The organism is Microbacterium sp. zg.Y909 (genome assembly GCF_024626565.1).
This window is the reverse complement of record NZ_JANJFJ010000070.1, coordinates 1-16,172: the sequence shown is the minus strand read 5'-3', so window position 1 is coordinate 16,172 and position 16,172 is coordinate 1. Positions and strand designations below refer to the sequence as shown.

Annotated in this window: 16 protein-coding genes and 1 pseudogene; 12 read left to right on the top strand and 5 right to left on the bottom strand. The window is 67.0% G+C overall.

All coding sequences use genetic code 11. The features are described 5' to 3' along the window. The 3 genes from NQ160_RS07560 to NQ160_RS07550 form a co-directional block, all read left to right on the top strand. Nucleotides 1–1,301 (top strand): YifB family Mg chelatase-like AAA ATPase (locus tag NQ160_RS07560; protein WP_257514608.1); only part of this gene is annotated, 1,301 nt, incomplete at its 5' end. Then, on the top strand, nucleotides 1,298–1,753 hold the full coding sequence (locus NQ160_RS07555; protein ID WP_257514607.1) for a hypothetical protein: 456 nt from the start codon (nucleotides 1,298–1,300) through the stop codon (nucleotides 1,751–1,753). The genes NQ160_RS07560 and NQ160_RS07555, both read left to right, overlap by 4 nt. Nucleotides 1,754–2,356: 603 nt before the next feature. Beyond that, entirely contained in the window at nucleotides 2,357–2,530 is a 174-nt protein-coding gene (locus NQ160_RS07550; protein ID WP_257514606.1) for a hypothetical protein, read from the top strand. 170 nt (nucleotides 2,531–2,700) lie between these two features. Here NQ160_RS07550 and NQ160_RS07545 read toward each other — a convergent pair whose 3' ends face one another. Then, a complete protein-coding gene (locus tag NQ160_RS07545) occupies nucleotides 2,701–3,300 on the bottom strand; it encodes a hypothetical protein (protein ID WP_257514605.1) in 600 nt (199 codons plus the stop codon). A gap of 565 nt (nucleotides 3,301–3,865) precedes the next feature. Here NQ160_RS07545 and NQ160_RS24985 point away from each other — a divergent pair. Together NQ160_RS24985 and NQ160_RS07540 are read left to right on the top strand one after the other, a co-directional pair. Beyond that, a complete protein-coding gene (locus NQ160_RS24985) occupies nucleotides 3,866–3,997 on the top strand; it encodes a zf-TFIIB domain-containing protein (RefSeq protein WP_374113637.1) in 132 nt (43 codons plus the stop codon). A gap of 157 nt (nucleotides 3,998–4,154) precedes the next feature. Next, nucleotides 4,155–4,661 carry a PH domain-containing protein gene (locus NQ160_RS07540; RefSeq protein ID WP_257514604.1) on the top strand — a complete coding sequence of 169 codons (507 nt, stop codon included), beginning with the start codon at nucleotides 4,155–4,157 and terminating at the stop codon, nucleotides 4,659–4,661. A 566-nt stretch (nucleotides 4,662–5,227) separates the two neighbouring features. Here the strand turns inward: NQ160_RS07540 and NQ160_RS07535 are convergent. Continuing rightward, nucleotides 5,228–5,587: a hypothetical protein gene (locus tag NQ160_RS07535; RefSeq protein ID WP_257514603.1), complete on the bottom strand. Its 360-nt coding sequence runs from the start codon at nucleotides 5,585–5,587 to the stop codon at nucleotides 5,228–5,230. Nucleotides 5,588–5,778: 191 nt separating this feature from the next. Here NQ160_RS07535 and NQ160_RS07530 point away from each other — a divergent pair, with 191 nt between their 5' ends. From NQ160_RS07530 to NQ160_RS07520, 3 genes are all read left to right on the top strand, one after another. Then, on the top strand, nucleotides 5,779–6,648 hold the full coding sequence (locus tag NQ160_RS07530; protein WP_257514602.1) for a hypothetical protein: 870 nt from the start codon (nucleotides 5,779–5,781) through the stop codon (nucleotides 6,646–6,648). Continuing rightward, nucleotides 6,645–7,799 carry a DNA cytosine methyltransferase gene (locus tag NQ160_RS07525; protein WP_257514601.1) on the top strand — a complete coding sequence of 385 codons (1,155 nt, stop codon included), beginning with the start codon at nucleotides 6,645–6,647 and terminating at the stop codon, nucleotides 7,797–7,799. Before NQ160_RS07530 ends, NQ160_RS07525 begins: the two co-directional genes overlap by 4 nt. A 596-nt stretch (nucleotides 7,800–8,395) precedes the next feature. Next, nucleotides 8,396–9,661 (top strand): Shedu immune nuclease family protein, encoded by a 1,266-nt coding sequence (locus tag NQ160_RS07520; RefSeq protein WP_257514600.1) that lies wholly within the window; start codon nucleotides 8,396–8,398, stop codon nucleotides 9,659–9,661. Between the two features lie 401 nt (nucleotides 9,662–10,062). On the opposite strand, the gene NQ160_RS07515 is transcribed toward NQ160_RS07520, so the two are convergent. Beyond that, on the bottom strand, nucleotides 10,063–10,563 hold the full coding sequence (locus tag NQ160_RS07515; protein ID WP_257514599.1) for a hypothetical protein: 501 nt from the start codon (nucleotides 10,561–10,563) through the stop codon (nucleotides 10,063–10,065). Between the two features lie 416 nt (nucleotides 10,564–10,979). Beyond that, the gene (locus NQ160_RS07510; protein WP_257514598.1) at nucleotides 10,980–12,011 is read right to left on the bottom strand and encodes an NAD(P)-dependent alcohol dehydrogenase; all 1,032 of its coding nucleotides are present in this window, start codon (nucleotides 12,009–12,011) and stop codon (nucleotides 10,980–10,982) included. Nucleotides 12,012–12,199: 188 nt separating this feature from the next. On the opposite strand from NQ160_RS07510, the gene NQ160_RS07505 reads away from it, so the two are divergent. The 3 genes from NQ160_RS07505 (at nucleotide 12,200) to NQ160_RS07495 (ending at nucleotide 14,359) form a co-directional block, all read left to right on the top strand. After that, nucleotides 12,200–12,781 (top strand): TetR family transcriptional regulator, encoded by a 582-nt coding sequence (locus NQ160_RS07505; RefSeq protein ID WP_257514597.1) that lies wholly within the window; start codon nucleotides 12,200–12,202, stop codon nucleotides 12,779–12,781. A gap of 88 nt (nucleotides 12,782–12,869) precedes the next feature. Further along, nucleotides 12,870–13,772 carry a tyrosine recombinase XerC gene (locus NQ160_RS07500; protein ID WP_257514596.1) on the top strand — a complete coding sequence of 301 codons (903 nt, stop codon included), beginning with the start codon at nucleotides 12,870–12,872 and terminating at the stop codon, nucleotides 13,770–13,772. A gap of 38 nt (nucleotides 13,773–13,810) precedes the next feature. Further along, on the top strand, nucleotides 13,811–14,359 hold the full coding sequence (locus NQ160_RS07495) for a DUF3060 domain-containing protein (protein ID WP_257514595.1): 549 nt from the start codon (nucleotides 13,811–13,813) through the stop codon (nucleotides 14,357–14,359). Nucleotides 14,360–14,418: 59 nt separating this feature from the next. On the opposite strand, the pseudogene NQ160_RS07490 reads toward NQ160_RS07495, so the two are convergent. Beyond that, nucleotides 14,419–14,673: pseudogene (locus NQ160_RS07490) on the bottom strand (peptidoglycan DD-metalloendopeptidase family protein); the annotation flags it as partial. Between the two features lie 534 nt (nucleotides 14,674–15,207). Between NQ160_RS07490 and rpsB the strand changes: the two are divergent. Then, entirely contained in the window at nucleotides 15,208–16,143 is a 936-nt protein-coding gene (gene rpsB / locus NQ160_RS07485; RefSeq protein WP_257514594.1) for a 30S ribosomal protein S2, read from the top strand. The last annotated feature ends 29 nt before the right edge of the window (nucleotides 16,144–16,172 follow it).

The window sequence follows — 16,172 nt, the reverse complement described above, 5'->3', positions numbered from 1 at the left end:
GGGCGGGCTTCGACGTCGCGATCGCCGTGGCCGCGCTGGCGACCGAGCGCAGCCTCGACCACGCCTCGCTCCGGCGCACGGTGCATGTGGGGGAGCTGGGCCTCGACGGACGTCTACGACCGGTGCCCGGAGTGCTGCCGGCCGTCATCGCCGCCGCGCGGGCGGGGATCACCCGCGTCGCCGTGCCGCATGCCAATCGCGCCGAGGCGGAGCTCGTCGAAGGTGTGGAGGTGCTGGGCGCGGTGAGCCTGCTCGATGTGCTGCGCTGGCACGGCCTCGCCGTCGACGATCGCCCACTCCCGCCGGTGAGCGTCGAGACCCCACCGGAGCCTTCGGCGCCCAGGCTCGAGCTCGCCGAGGTGATCGGGCAGCGCGACGCCGTGGATGCCGTCGTGGTCGCCGCCTCCGGGGGACACCACGTGCTCATGAGTGGACCACCCGGCGCCGGCAAGACCATGCTGGCCCGGCGCCTGCCCGGCATCCTCCCCGATCTCGACGATGCGGCCGCGCTTCAGGCCGCGTCGGTGCGCTCCCTCGGCGGTGCGCGCGTGGCGCGGCTGGAACGCACGCCGCCGTTCGAGGCGCCCCACCACACGTCGAGCGTCGCCGCCCTCGTCGGGGGTGGCAGTCGCACGATCCGTCCCGGCGCGATCGCGCGTGCAAGCGGGGGTGTGCTCTTTCTCGATGAGGCGGGCGAGTTCGCCTCGGGTGCGCTGGACGCCCTGCGGGAGCCGTTGGAGCACGGATCGATCCAGATCGAGCGCGCCGGCGCGAGCGCGACGTTTCCCGCACGGTTCCAGCTGGTGCTCGCAACCAATCCCTGCCCCTGCGGGGCCTACGGCGTGCCCGGCGGCGACTGCGTCTGCCCGCCCGCGGGAATCCGTCGCTACCTGGGGCGGCTTTCCGGGCCGATCCGCGACCGGATCGACATCGAGCTGGCCGTGACGCGGGTATCGGTCGCCCACGCGCAGTTCGCCGCCGAACGGGCCATCACCACGGCACAGGCACGCGATCGCGTCGCCGAGGCGCGTGGGCGCGCGGCCCGGCGGCTGCGGGAGACCCCATGGCGCACCAACGCGGAGGTCTCCGGAACCTGGCTTCGACAGGGACCCGTCGCACCCCCGCCGGCGGTGCGACGACCGCTGGATGCGGCGCTCCAACGGGGGGCGCTGACCTTGCGCGGCTATGACCGTGTGCTGCGCGTGGCCTGGAGCCACGCCGACCTTGCGGGGCGCGAGCGCCTCGAACTCGATGACATCGGCCGTGCGCTCTACCTCAAGAAGGGAACCACACCACTGTGAACCCACTCCAGGACGACCCCGGGGCTGCGCGCGAAGCGCTCTGCGGTCTCATCTCGGCTGATCTCGACGACGACGCCGTGCTGGATCGGCGGGCGCGAGGCGTGTGGTCGGCGCTCTGCGAGCCGGGCGACGGCGATGCGGGGGTGCTCGTGGCGGCCGTGGGCGCGGCCGAGGCCCTGCGGCTCGTCATCGCCGACGATGTGCACGCCGTCGCCGTAGCGGCAGGCGCGGAGACCGGACGTGCCCGCGAGGCTCTGGAGCGCTGGCGGCCGCGCGTGGCGCCGGGGCCGATCGCGGCGGCCTTCGACACCGCGCGCCGGGCGGGCGTGCGCCTCGTCGTGCCCGGCGACGCCGTCTGGCCGACGCGTGTCGATGATCTCGGCCCTCACGCGCCGCTGTGCCTGTGGGCGCGCGGGTCGCTTCCGGCGCGGGTGGGTGCGGCCTATTGGTAACCCGCTCTATTGGGTGTGGCGGTATTCATACCCGGTGGTCGCCGCCCGGGGCACACCCTGTGCGTGGACTGATGGAGGAAGGGTCAGACTCGCTGAACCGAAAGGCGGCGCGCAAACCGCGGGGGTGAGATCCTCGAACGTCGTCCTGCGACGCGAGATTCAGGACACGTACAACCCTGCAGACGCGAGCCAGACCGAGTTGAGCCCTCAGCCCTCATTCTCAGCCCTCGACGTCGCAGGCTTCGCATGCCGCGGTGAGCGCGGTTCGCCTGCACTCTGCGGCTTTACTCCGACTGCCGGCGGAGTGCCTGAAGAGAGCGGTTGCTAAGCGGAACCCGGAGCGCAGCGGAGGGTGGAGTCTGCAAATAGCGAGCGAGAGGAACGAAGGAGTGTCTGGATCGACCCTTGGGTTATTGGACAGTGCCGCACAGCTGCACGTCCGCGAGCCTACGTGTGGCCAAACCGCGTTAGGCCTCGGCACGCGAGGCGGAGTGCAGTCATCGACGCGGGCGAGAGGGCGGTATACATCCTCGGGGTGATGTTCGTCTCGCTCCGTACCTAATCATGGTTAGGTGAGGTGAAGTCGAGGTACAGGAGGAGCGCGTGGCGTCGAAGAAAGAACCATTCGAGACCAAGACTCTCAACACCGAGCGCGAGGCGGAGAAGTACATTCGCAAGGGTTGGGAAGTGGTGTCGAGCACGTCTAGCGGAACCTGGGTCACCGGCAAGCGCACGAAGGTGATCGTGCGTCGACCCAACCCGAAGTTCAAGGGCTGAGCGCGGAACAGAACCCGAGAGTCGGGATTCCCCGGTGGAGAGCCTCGGCTGACGGAAGGGCCGGTGACGATGAGGGCGCCGCCGCATTGGAGTTCATCCTCGGCGGAGCGGCGCCGCCAGAGGCCGCAGGCCGGATCCCCCTTCGGTCTCGGCCTCTTGGCGCAAACTGCTCAGACTGCCAGCAGCCAAGCGAAAAATGCCACTATGGCGCCAACCGCGCCTGAGACGGCACCTAAGTAAGCCCACCGCGTTGACCAACGTTCCGAAGGCGCCGGTGACGGATCCTTGCTCAGCACATCAATATCGGTGAGCACCTCTTCCTCGACGTAAACCTTTGGCATGCCCTCGCTCATGAACATCGCGCCCCCTCGGGCGCGCTTCTTGATGAGTTGAGGAGCGACGAAGAAGCGCGTCGGGTCGGAACCCTCACCTTCGGTGACTCCCACTTTGATGCCGCCGGGGATCGTGGACAGCAGCAACGCCCCGCGCCCGATGTGGAACGTCAGATTTTTCTTCGAGTCGAATGCAGTCGCCGGTATGTCTGCTCGGCTGTTCGAGTCCAACCTGAGGGTGACCAGATGTGGATTACGCATCGCATGCCCGCGCACGAGCACCTCGACGTCCTCGAGCCGTGCTGACGCCGGCACTAGTGGCACCACTTGCAGCGTGTATTCGATCCGTCGTTTCGGTGGTCGACGGTGGTAGGCGATCACCGCGTATACGGTCGACACCGCTGCGAACACGGTGCCGGCGAGAAGCAAAGGATCCATGCCGTCACCGTAGTGGTGGGATGCCCGCACAAGGCAGGGTCTGAGACTACTGAGATGTCTAGACAGCGGATCCTCTCGGTGGGATCTTGAGGGCATGTGGAAGCGCGGCCAGTTGGCACGCACGACTGCCATCTCAAACGGGATGGTTTGGTTCGGTCTGGCTCTCTTTTTCGCCGCCACTTCGTCGGAGCTCGCTCGGGCCGCTTTTATGGCTTCTTGGGGCGAGCTGATCGGCTGGAGCATCATGGTTCTCGCAGCGGCCGGCTGCCTCATGATGGGCATTGCCGAGCAGGTGCACATGCGCGCTGTCCGCGCTCGCACGCGCCCTCGTTCGCCGTAGCTGCATGGCAAAGGGCGGGACCGCCATGCGGCCCCGCCCTTTGAGGTGTGTTCTTCAGCTCTCCTTGGGGTTGCGGGTGACGACGGCGGTGGCGTGAGCCAGGTGTGGGCCGATGTGCGTGGCGTCGATCACTCGCCGGGAGACCGCTCCCGGCCTCCCCGCTAAGCGCTGAGCGCAGGCCGGTGGACGGTTTCTGCGGCGGGAGCAGCGCCCTGGTTACCTGGGGTGGTGGATCACGACGACTGCCCAGGGTTCTCCCCTACCTGCGCACGGTGCCTTGTGCAGCTCGAGCCGGCGCTGGTGCGCGATTCCCCGGTGTGGCGCTGCCCGAGTTGCGGGCTCATACGGATCTCTTAGTCCCGCAGCGTGCCTTGCCTGGTGCGGGAGGTGGGGCTGTCGATCAGGCGGGCACGAGGTAGGTTGAGCGTGTTGGTGGGCTGGTCGTGCGGGCTTCGCCAACGTGAGCGCGGGATGCTTAACGAGGCAATTCCGGGACAGATGTGAAAGAGGCGACATGGGCAAAGCGGACAAGCTGGTTGAGCAGGCAAAGGCGCATCTCGAGAACGGTGAGCACGTCCAAGCCGCCGTCATGGGCTCCTACGAGACCAAGATCATGGGGGCTGACAGCACCCGCAATGGGGTCTTGATCGCCACAGATCGTCGCGTCGTCTTCTACGCCAAGAAGCTCGGCGGCTTCGATCTTGAATCCTTCCCTTATGGCAACATCTCCAGCTTCGAGCATGGCAAGTCGATGATGGGACACAGCATCACCTTTCACGCGTCGGGCAATCGCGTATCTGTGAAGTGGCTCCAGCCCGCATCTGAGTTCGCCGACTTCTTGGAGGTCGTCAAAGCAGCCATGAGCGGCAAGGATGCGTCGGCGCCAGCGGCGGCACCCGAGGTGTCGGCTGGGCCGGACGTGATGCAGCAACTCAAGCAGCTCGGCGAGCTGCGTGACGCCGGGGTCGTCACGCCGGAGGAGTTCGAAGCGAAGAAGGCTGAGCTGCTCAGACGGATCTGAGAAGTGCACCGGCAGCTCGAGCCGGTGTAGGCCGGCGATCGATCACCCCTCGGTCACCGCAATCGCCGATCCCTAAGTTCCCCGGGAGTGCAGCAACGCCCCCGGGTGGGAGAGAGGTTGGCCGGGGACGTTTCTGCGCAGCCCCTACTTATGACTGCTGGTCATCCCGAACATTCCGGGTGATGGAGACGGTGGCTCGAGCCAGGTCCCACCCGGTGACGACGACGCTGGTCAACGACCCCGGCGCGGCAGCAGAGAGGGCGCTGACGAACGCACTCAGCCTCTGCACGACTACATCCGGAAGGCTCGCGACCTGGTTCACATCGCCCATCATGGCGCGGACGGGTGCAGCATGTGCGATAGGACCTTAGCGAGAGGCGTGCACCATGGCAGAGTCATGGGCGTGCCGATGAGCAGCTGCGGCGCTCGCCCGCGCTCGACAGTCTGCCACGATGAGCGGATGCACTCTTCTGGGTCCGACCCCGCACTCGTACCGAGCTGCTGGTCCGCGACACGCTGAAGAGCATCCATTTCTGGTGCGGGCTCTGCGGGTTCGAGATCGACTATCAGCGCCCTAGCCGACGCGCTCGTGCCTCGTCCGCGTGCTCCGGGCACAGTGTCGCGTACCAGGTGCCATCAAGCACCAGCCATCCGTAGTCGCCGCATTCTTCGCAGGTGCGCAGCGACTCCTTCCGGGCATCACGGATAGCGGCTCTGAACGCCCGCAGGCTCATCTCGTCCAGGTCACCGTTGAGGCGGGCGACGACGTCCATGCCGCCTCCGTCTTGCTTGACCTGCCAGACCACGTAGTCCGGTGCGAGCGCGGCGAGCTCCTTGTCGAGGGCGAGCAGCAGCCCGTACCAGCCGGGCCCGATCCCGATGCGGGCGTGCGACGGCATCCGGGCGGTGATCGGCGAGAGGTCCACGTTCCCACTATGCCGGAGCCCGGAAAACTAGATGCAGTGCTTAGTCAGCAGCGATTTCTTCACCCCCGGCCCGGACATGGCCGGCGCGTGCTGCGGCGCGGTGATGCGGTGCGCTGACACGCAAGGGCGTTGGGAGCGTCGAATCGCGGCGCTCTTCGTGCCGTCGACTAGTTTGGTTTGAGGAGGTTGCAGTGGAGGACAGTGAGGCGCCGCTTGCGGCGATAGCGACGCATAGTGACGGTCGATTGCTTCAGTCGCATGGCCTCACGAGCAAGGTCTACGTGCCGATCCTGAGGTTGATCTTCGAACGGAACTACCGCCCGGGTGATACGGAGGTCGATTTCACGCTCGACGACGTGCGGAACGCGGCGGACGAGTTGGGGATCGTGGTCAGAAACGCAGCCGATGTCATCTACAGGATGCGTTCGCGGACCGTGCTGCCAGCTGAGATCCTGGCGCTCGGCTTTTACGTCCTCCGTCAGGCCGGACGAGGGAAGTATAGGTTCGAGCAGGCGACCAGCACTGTCATCGATCTGCCGAACACCAGGCCCATCGAGGCGCTGGACCTCACGCCGAACCCGGTTCGACGACTCCTTCCGGAGAACCTTACTGAGCTGGATGAGCAGGCGATCCTCATGATCGCCGGATACTGCAAGCTGTGGGACCATTTCACCGGCATGACTGTGTACCGTTTGCGGTCACACGTACGAAAGAGCGTGCCGGGAATCGGCCAAGCCGAACTCGACGAACTCAACGTCGCAATCGCTGTTCGTGATGACGAAGTGCCGACGATTGTGCCTATCGAAGCTAAGGCGGTTGCCGACCCGGTGAATCGGGTTCAGATCGCGACACAGGTCGCGTTTGCACTCGAGTACTTCCCCGGTCACGAGATCCGACCTCTCTCGATCAAGGTCGACCACGAGGGCTTGCTGAATCTGGTTGAGTTCAACGCCACCACGGTTGCGAGCGAGATCGAACTGGTGCGGTCGGCCCGCTACCGGCTCATGATGTCTGACCGTCAACGTAGCCTGATCCACGTGACGAATCAGGTGGATCTATGAGCCAACGACCAACAGCCATCGAGCTGTTCGCAGGGTGCGGCGGGCTGTCGACCGGCCTGCTGGATGCAGGCTATGACGTGCGTCTTGGAGTTGACATCGATGCGCCCAGCATCGTCGCCTTTGACCACAACCACAGCTACCGGGGCACCCGGTCTATCCGGGCCGACGTTGCCGAGCTGACCGGAGCGATGCTTCTGGAGGCCGCGGGGTTGAAGTCGTTGGACCTGCTTGCAGGCGGCCCGCCTTGTCAGCCGTTCTCAGTCGCTGGGAAGCGGCTTGGATTGAGCGACCCTCGTGGCCATCTCATCGCCGAGTTTGTCCGCTTGGCTGGCGAGATCCGACCACGTGTCGTCCTTCTTGAGAACGTCCCGGCTCTCCAGACGTCGCACAACGGCGATGTCGTCAGAGCCACCAAAGCCGAGCTAGAGGAGCTCGGGTACGTCGTGCGTTGGGAGATCCTGAACGCCGCTGACTATGGCGTCCCGCAAGCACGAAAGCGGCTCATCCTGGTCGCCGTTCGCGACGTTGTCGACTTCGCGTATCCGCCCGCGACGACCCACTCCGCCACGGGCGATGATGGCAAGCGCCCATACCTGACTGCTAAAGACGCTCTTCAAGACCTCCCAGACGTACTTTCGAAAGAGGCGGAGTCGATTCCGAATCACGAACCGACGGCGCACTCGCCCTCGATGCTGGCGACGTTCGCACTGCTCGAGCCTGGTAAGCGTGATCCTCGATCCAGGCACGACCGACTCCATCCCGGGCGCCCCGGGTACACGTTGCGGGCTGGCAGCGGGAACTTCTCCCCCATGCGGCCGATCCACTACAGCTACGACCGGGTGGTGAGCGTTAGGGAGAGCGCGCGCCTCCAGGGCTTTGACGACAGCTTCATCTGGCCTGACTCGCTTTCACGCCTTCAGCAGTACCGACAGGTAGGTAACGCCGTTCCTCCGCCACTGGCGCAGGCAGTGGGGGAACATATCGCGGAGATACTCGGCTGGCATCTTGACCCTGCCGCGTCCGCGGGTATTGCGGATACGCGTCCTAACGCGTTGACACTCACCCCCGCGCAGCGGGCTGAGCGTCGCGCTCGGTATCACCGCGGCGGCGCGAGCTTCGGTAAGGCGATCCCAGCCACGCACGCCGGTTGAAGTGGCCGTGGACATGGCTGCGTTGCGCCCGGCCTCGCAGTCATGAACCGCCGGGGTCGTGCCGCCGGCTGAGGGCTCTTCGTACCCATGAGTGTGGTGCTGGTCCAGATCCTCCGGCTTCGTGCAGCGATCTCGCGATGCGACAAACTGGCTCGACGCGGGCACCGAGACGGAGCCGTCGCGGACGCTCCGTTGGTTCGTGCTGGAGGAAGCAGTGTGGGTGCGTCCGGTGTTTGACCGCACGGTCTTGCTCGCGAGCCAGGGTCTCGGCTGCTTCGGGTCGTCGGATATGGCAAGGTCACCGACAAGCCCGAGCGGTGGGCGGAGCGCGTGTCCGAGGACCCGGCGCCTAACTGGGGATTTGTGCTGCCAGCCGAGTAGTCGAGCACCTGCCCAGTCGCGCTTATCCACTGAGATGGGGTAATGAGCATGCCGACCATTAGGCGGTTCGCGTGCTGTGCCGATTCGCGCGTCCTATTGTTCTGCGGCGGATTCTTCCCGGCAGATTGAGCCCACGGGCTGAGACCCGCATCTCCGCCCGACCGAAGATGGCGCGGTGGCGGGCGAGTCTGCAAGTATGCACGTGGGGGGTCGCTGTGTCGCACCATGAATCGGATTTCGTGCCGTCGTCGCATTCGCCTGTTTCCGAACAGGAGTACGCGCTGGGCCGAGTGCCGGGAACGCTGTATACCTCGAAGTCCTTCGCGAACGCTAACCCGCATTCGTCCGATTGTGGTCGTCCCAGCCGCTTCGCGTACCAGGTGTTCGACGACGACGGGACGGCGTCTTCGCTTGCGCGCGGTGGTGAGGAATGGATAGTCACCCCGGTCGCAGGATCCCGCTATCAGGTGAAGGTGCTCATCTCCCGCGAGGCGGGCGCGCTGGTGGATCTGTGGATACAAAAGGTCTCGGCAGACGATGGAGTGGCGGCGATCAAGGAAGTCCTCCGCCTTCGCCGCGAGGACGCGATCCGTCTAGCGGAGTTCTTTCGTCGATTGATGCTCATCGAGCCCGACGGAGCCGACACGGGTGTGCGGCTTGACGAGCAGACCGTCAGCGATCTTCTGAACCGGCCTGATTCGGCCCGGCGGGTCTATGAGCAACAGGCGCCGGTCCTGCGTGCGCTGATCGCCGACGACGAACACGCGCAGGACGTGGTTGCGACGGCCGGCCGTCGCAAAAGTCTCCGTGAGTTTGAGCGGATGCTGGAGGACGAGTCCTACTTCGATGGGCTGGTCGAGTCGGGCAAAGGCAACGGCAAGGAAGCGGTGTGGCAGGAGTTCTTCGAAACGAACCCGTGGATTCTGGGGGTCGGCCTCGGAACGCAGCTCCTGACGTCTTGGTCTGACAAAAAGCTTGAGCAAGTCGTAGCGGGCTACAGCGTGGCGGGCGAGGGTAAGCGCGCTGATGCCCTCCTGCGGACCAGCGGCATTATCCAGTCGATGGTGTTCGCCGAGATCAAGCACCATCGGACGAGTCTCCTCGGGACGGAGTACCGTCCTGGTGTCTGGGCGATGTCGAAGGAGCTCGCAGGCGGGATTAGCCAGTCGCAAGTGACGGTTCACCAAGCACTGGCGTCATTGGGCGAGCAGCTGACGGGGCGCGATGCCGACGGCTTTGAGACGGGAGACTTGACGTATCTTCTGCGGCCGCGTTCGTTCTTGATCGTCGGGCGACTCTCCGAGTTCGTGAATGACGCTGGTCATCACCATCCGGCGAAGGTCCGCTCGTTCGAACTTGCGAGGCGCCATCTGCAGGAGCCGGAGATCATCACGTTCGACGAACTTCTCGCGCGCGCGAAATGGATCGTGGACAACTCTGTCTCGGCCTCAGGTCGCCCGTCCGATCCTGGCGCGCGGTAGTCGGCGCGCTGCGCCCTATCCGAAGCCGCCGACGATCTATCTCCTCAACATCCGTCGGCTTGACCTCGGCACCGACAGTTGCTTCGGCGACACGTGCTTCTCGCACCCACTTCGCCAGGGACGCTGTCGGCGCCGCTTACCCCGAATCTCGCACTAGTCTCAGTCTCTCGACGGAAGGTCTCACGCATGCCGGCTCAACACGCGTCTCTACTCAACTACCACGCTCATGGCGTCGCAGAGCTGCTGCGCACCCGTTCGCTGCGGGTCCCGATCTACCAGCGTTCGTATTCGTGGAAGACCGACCAGCGGGATTCGGGCAGTGCCGAGCTCACGGGCGAGGACAAGTACCAAGTCACGGAGTTCTGGGACGACCTCGTCGCTAGCTTCAATAACCAGGTTGGCTACGCGCCCGCGAGGAGGGCGACGGACGAGCCGGTGATCAGCACGGCGCGCGGCAGCGCCTCAGAGGTCAAGATCCGCAGGGGGTGCCCGGTGCCCGTGAAGAACCAGTTCCCGGAAAGTCCCGCTGTGACGCAAGCCAGGGCCATGAGAGCGGCGGTCCCCGTGTGATCCGAGTGGGTGTTGACAGTGACCAGGACGCTGACCGCGATCGCGATCGGCGACACCACCACGAGGGCGAGGAGGCGCGTGCGCACGGAGGTGACCAGTGTCGTCCACCGCGCTCCCGGCGATTCCGCAGCGACTCGCTGCGGCCCGGTCACCGGCCAGCCGAGTTCGACGATGACGCCCCCGGCGGAGCCGATGGACAGTCCCAGCGCGTAGGCCTCCCATCCGGCCGCGCCCGAAGTCGCCGTGATCGCCGGGATTGCGATGAGCGGCGTCACTGCGCTGAGCGCGGGAATGAGCAGGAATGCGCACAGCTGCAGAAGCCGACGCCTCATCGCAGCGCTCGCGCCGGGAGGCACCGCTGACACGCGCCGGCTCGTGCGGTCGCGCTGTGCCGAAGGCTGCTCATCGCGAGCATCGTATTGCAGGAGACGTCCGGCCGTGAGCACCCGGCGACGATGAGGGCATTCGCGCCACACCTGCCGACGGGCGCCGGGTAGGCCTGTCATGACGGCATGCCGGAAGGATGCCGCTCTCCGAAGCGGTGGACCGGTATACGGTCCACCTCGCCGCCGTGCGGCGGCTCTCGGGCGCTGGAGCATCGCGGAGGTCGAGCGCTGCCTCGGGCTCCTGATGCCGGAGGGACGTGCTCAGCATGGGTCCGCGGGGTGGCGCCTCATCGTGACCCGACGTTGAGCGCGCAGTCCGGTCGGCGCTCTCGGGATTCGCGCAGAGCCGAGCCGGACTCGCTTCACGGGGTCTTCATGTCCAGGACGAAGCGGAAGCGGACGTCGTTGCGTTCGAGCCGCGTCAGTGCCGTGCTCACGTCGCTGGCCGGCAGCACCTCGACGTCGGCGGTGATGCCGTGCTCGTTGCAGAAGTCCAACATGGCCTGGGTGCCCCGGGTTCCCGCGCTACCGGCCGAGGCGATGCTCTTCCTGCCGATGAGCAGGGCGATGGGATCGAAGTCCATCGATCCCAGCGCCCCCACCGCGCACAACGTGCCGTCAAGCGCGAGCGCCCGGATGTACGGGGTCAGATCGTGCGGGGCGGACGCGGTGTCGATGATGAGGTCGAAGCGATTCGCTTGCTTCTGCATCGCCGCAGGATCTGCCGATATGACCACTTCGTCCGCGCCCAGGGAAATGGCCCCGGCCGCCTTCTGCTCGGATGTGGTGAACAGCACCACATGGGCGCCGAGCGCGTGGGCGAACTTCACACCGAGGTGTCCCAGCCCTCCGAGTCCCACGATGCCCACGGTCGTCCCGGGGCCCGCGTTCCAGCGGACGAGCGGCTCCCAGACGGTTGCTCCGGCACACATGAGCGGAGCGACTCCGGCAGGGTCGAGTCTGTCGGGGAGTGGGTAGACGAACTTCTCGTCGGCGATGTACTCGTCCGCGAACGCTCCCTGAGTCGTCGTCCCGTCGATCCGGTCCGTGCCGCCGTAGGTCAGGGTGGGAAACTGCTCGCAGTAGTTCTCCTGACCGCGCAGGCACATGGAACAGTCCCCGCACGAGTCCACGATGTTGCCGACCGCGACGGGATCTCCGATCTGGAATCGGGTGACGCCCGTTCCTCTCGCACTGACGACCTCGACGAATTCATGGCCGACGACGAGCGGCTTGTTGCCCGAGCGGTGGATCTCGTTCAGGTCGGAGTGGCACACCCCGCAGAACGTCACGTCGATCGCGACATCGGTGTCGCGCAGATCGCGCCTGTGGATCGGTTGGCGTGTGAGCGGCTCGTCTGCGGAGAGGGCGACGTAGGCGGTTGTCTGGCGCACGAGTGGTTCTCTTTCCTGATGCGTGGGATTGACGGTGGGAACGGGAGGACGACTCCACAGCATGCGGCGCGCGCCTGGCGCACCTGAACGGGGCGCATCGGAACCGACAAACTAGTTAGTTTCTCCGTGTCCTGACGTTAGGGCCAGCGGACCTGTGTGTCAACTAACCAGTTGGTTACACTGGGGTGATGAAACCCGGCGACGCGACCCGCGCTCGAATACTCGCCGCGGCGACCAGCGAGTTCGCGCAGTTCGGCATAGCCGGCGCGCGAGTGGACAGGATCGCGGCGAACGCGCGCGCGAACAAGGCCCAGCTGTACACGTTCTTCGGCAGCAAGGATTCACTCTTCGAGGCCGTGTTCGCCGCCTCACTGGACGGCATCGTCAACGCCGTCCCTATCGATGCCACCGACCTGCCGGGGTATGCGGTGAGGCTCTACAACGAGTACCTGGAGAACCCGGAGCTCGTCAGGCTCGCCACCTGGGCGCGCCTTGAACGGCGTCCGACTGGGCACCTCACGGCTAACGCAGATGATCTTGACGCGTCGAAACTCGCCAGCATCCAGAGGGCCCAGGACGCAGGGCAGGTCGACAGTTCGTTCACGCCCTTCGAGGTGCTGACCACAGTGATCGCCATTTCCATGACATGGTCGCCCGCGAGCACGACCTTCACAGCGGCGAAGTCGGACGAACCCAGTGACCACGACCGTCGGCGCCTGGTGATCAGCACGATCGTCCGTCGATCGTTCACCCCGCAGGCGGCCGAGTGACTCAGGCCCGACCCCGCCCGCGCGTGTGACGCGGGGCGGCCCGGAGCGTCGGCGGCGCGCGCAGCCGCGGGCGCGGCATCCTTGAGGCATGCACATCTCCGAGGCGGTCGACCAGTACACGCGGCACCTCGCCGACGTGCGCCGGCTGTCGCCGGCGACCGTGCGGGCGTACCGCGCCGACCTGGCGGACATGGCCGCCACGGTCGGTGACCCTCTCCTGTCCGCCATCGAGCTCGAGTCGCTCCGGGAGTGGCTGTGGAGGGCGACCAAGCGGGGCGACGCCCGGTCGACCCTGGCCCGGCGCACGGCGGCGGCGCGCGGGTTCTTCTCCTGGGCAACGGAGTACGGGCACCTCAAGACCGACCCGAGCCTGCGCCTCATCGCCCCGAAGCGCGGCCGCACGCTGCCCCGCGTCGCCACTGCCGACGGTGTGGGGACGGTGCTCGACGATATGCGCGCGCGGGCGGAGGAGGGGGATCCCCGCGATCTGCGGGACGCCGCCATGCTGGAGCTGCTCTACGGCGCGGGCCTGCGGGTGTCCGAGCTGTGCGGCGCGGACGTCACAGACCTCGATCGCGCTGCGGCGACCGTGCGTGTGCTCGGCAAGGGGTCGAAGGAGCGGGTCGTGCCGTATGGGCGGCCCGCCGCGCGTGCCCTGGACGCCTACCTCGTGCGCGGCCGACCCGCGCTGACGGCTCGAAAGGACGTGCCGACGACGGCCCTCTTCCTGGGCCTTCGCGGGGCGCGGATCGGTCCGCGCGCGGTCTACGAGCTGGTCTCCCGCGAGATCGCGCCGCTCGTCGGCGCTGACACGGTGGGCCCACACGCCCTACGTCACTCCGCCGCGACGCACCTTCTCGACGGGGGCGCCGACCTGCGCGCCGTGCAGGAGATGCTCGGCCACGCGAGCCTGGGCACCACGCAGATCTACACGCACGTCTCCGGGGAGCGCCTGGCTGCGGCGTACCGCCTGGCCCACCCGCGAGCGTGAGGGTAGTACGGCCTGCGGCATCCGCCTACCGTGGAGAGATGTCCCGTCGCGCTCCCACCCTGACCCTCGCCGCCGCGGCCTTCGCGCTCTCCCTCGTCGCCTGCAGCCCCGTCGACACGGACGGCGCTCAGCGGGTGACCGTGGAGCCATCCAGCGCCGCACCGGCCCCCAGTGCGTCGGCGAACGCTGCGACCCCCGCGCCCGACGGGGACTGCGGCGGTCTCTCGGTCACGGTGTCGGCCGGGCAGGACCTTCGGCTACGGGGCGACTGCCCGCAGGTGTCGGTCAGTGGCACGGAGGTCGAGATCGACCTCAGGGGTGCGGTGGTGGGCGAGCTGCTCGTCGACGGTGATCGGCATGACGTCGAAGCGGGCGATGTCACCGACCTCCGCGTGTCCGGTCAGGACAATGACATCGAAGCGTCGTCGGTGGGCTCGCTGGACATCACCGGCGACCGCAACGAGATCGACGTGCGCGGCGACGTGGGAGCCGTCATGGTCGACGGCAACGACAACGAGGTGGATGCCGCAGCGCTCGGCGAGGTCACCGATTCCGGTGACCGCAACGTCATCGCCGTCGACCGCTGACAGCACGGCAGCAGCACTGCCCGCGGCACCGACCCGAAGAGCAGCATCGGGTTGATGTACTCGCCGTCTCGGCGGACGCCCACATGCAACGCCCCGGGGCGAACGTGCCCGCCGGTGGCGAGCGTCCCCACCTGCTCCCCACGGGCGACCGATCGGCCCGCCACCACACCGGGGATCACGGGCTCGAAGGTGGTGACGAGGCCCATGCCGTGGTCGATCGTGAGCAGGGGCCGTCCGGCGACGGAACCGGCGAACGCGACGACCCCGTCGGCGGGCGCGATGACAGCCGACGTGCCGCCGCCGGACAGATCCATGCCGCGGTGGCCAGGACCGTAGCGGTGCGCCGGCGCCTCGAACGGCGCCTCCACCCGCGCACCCGGAAGCGGCCAGGTCCATGGAAGCTCCGAGAGAGCGTCGGGGGCGTCTGCGTGAGCCATCGGCAGGACCGACGCGCCGGGCGTGGCAGCCGCGTCGCTGGGAGACAGGGTCGCCGCGGCGACCAGGAGCGCCGCCCCTGCGACGACGTGACGGCGGATCATTTCTCCATGCTGCGCGGGTCGGCTCGTGTCCGCAGGCGGAGAACGAGCGAACGCGGAGAACTTCCCACATCGGTGAGAGGGGGAGGAGTCGGCGGCTGATAAGATGACACTGCACCTCGCCTCGGCGGGGTGACTCCGCGTGCCCACAGCACAGCATTCGCTCCGGCGAATGCGACGCGGCATCCACACCCCAGGTCATCCCGCATCCGCGGGTTGCGGGTGTGCGCCGGGCACCAGGCTCGCCGGTCATTCGACCAGGCGTGGACAACCGAAACAACGGCGCATCGCGCCGAGAACAGGAGAACGGCCATGGCCGTCGTCACCATTCGCCAGCTGCTCGACAGCGGCGTGCACTTCGGACACCAGACCCGCCGGTGGAACCCGAAAGTCAAGCGCTTCATCCTCACCGAGCGCAGCGGCATCCACATCATCGACCTGCAGCAGTCGCTCGGGTACATCGACAAGGCGTACGAGTTCGTCAAGGAGACCGTCGCCCACGGCGGCACGATCCTCTTCGTCGGCACCAAGAAGCAGGCTCAGGAGATCATCGCCGAGCAGGCGACCCGCGTGGGCCAGCCCTACGTCAACCAGCGCTGGCTCGGTGGTCTGCTGACCAACTTCACCACCATCTCCAAGCGTCTGGCCCGTATGAAGGAGCTCGAGGAGCTCGACTACGAGACCCCGGCCAACAGCGGCTTCACCAAGAAGGAGCTGCTGCTCAAGAAGCGGGAGCTCGACAAGCTGCACAAGTCGCTCGGTGGTATCCGCAACCTGCAGAAGACCCCGTCGGCCATCTGGGTCGTCGACGCCAAGCGCGAGCACCTCGCCATCGACGAGGCCAAGAAGCTCGGCATCCCCGTCATCGGCATCCTTGACACCAACGCCGACCCGGACGAGTTCCAGTACCCGATCCCCGGCAACGACGACGCGATCCGCGCCGTGGGCCTGCTCACCCGCGTGATCGCCGACGCTGCGGCCGAGGGCCTCATCCAGCGTCACCAGCCCGCCGCCGGCGAGGCCGACGCCCCCGCCGAGCCCCTGACCGAGTGGGAGCGCGAGCTGCTCGAGCAGAGCGCGCCCGAGCAGTCCTCCGCCGAGACCGAGAAGGTCGCGGATGAGGCCGAGGCGCAGGCCGAGGTCAGCGAGATCGTCGCTGACGAGCAGGCCATCGAGGGCGAAGCCGCCACGGAGTCCACTGCGGACGCCGAGGGCGCCGAAGCCGCCGAAGCCGCCAAGGCCGAGTAACAGCACGGATCAGGCCGGGGTGGGCGCAG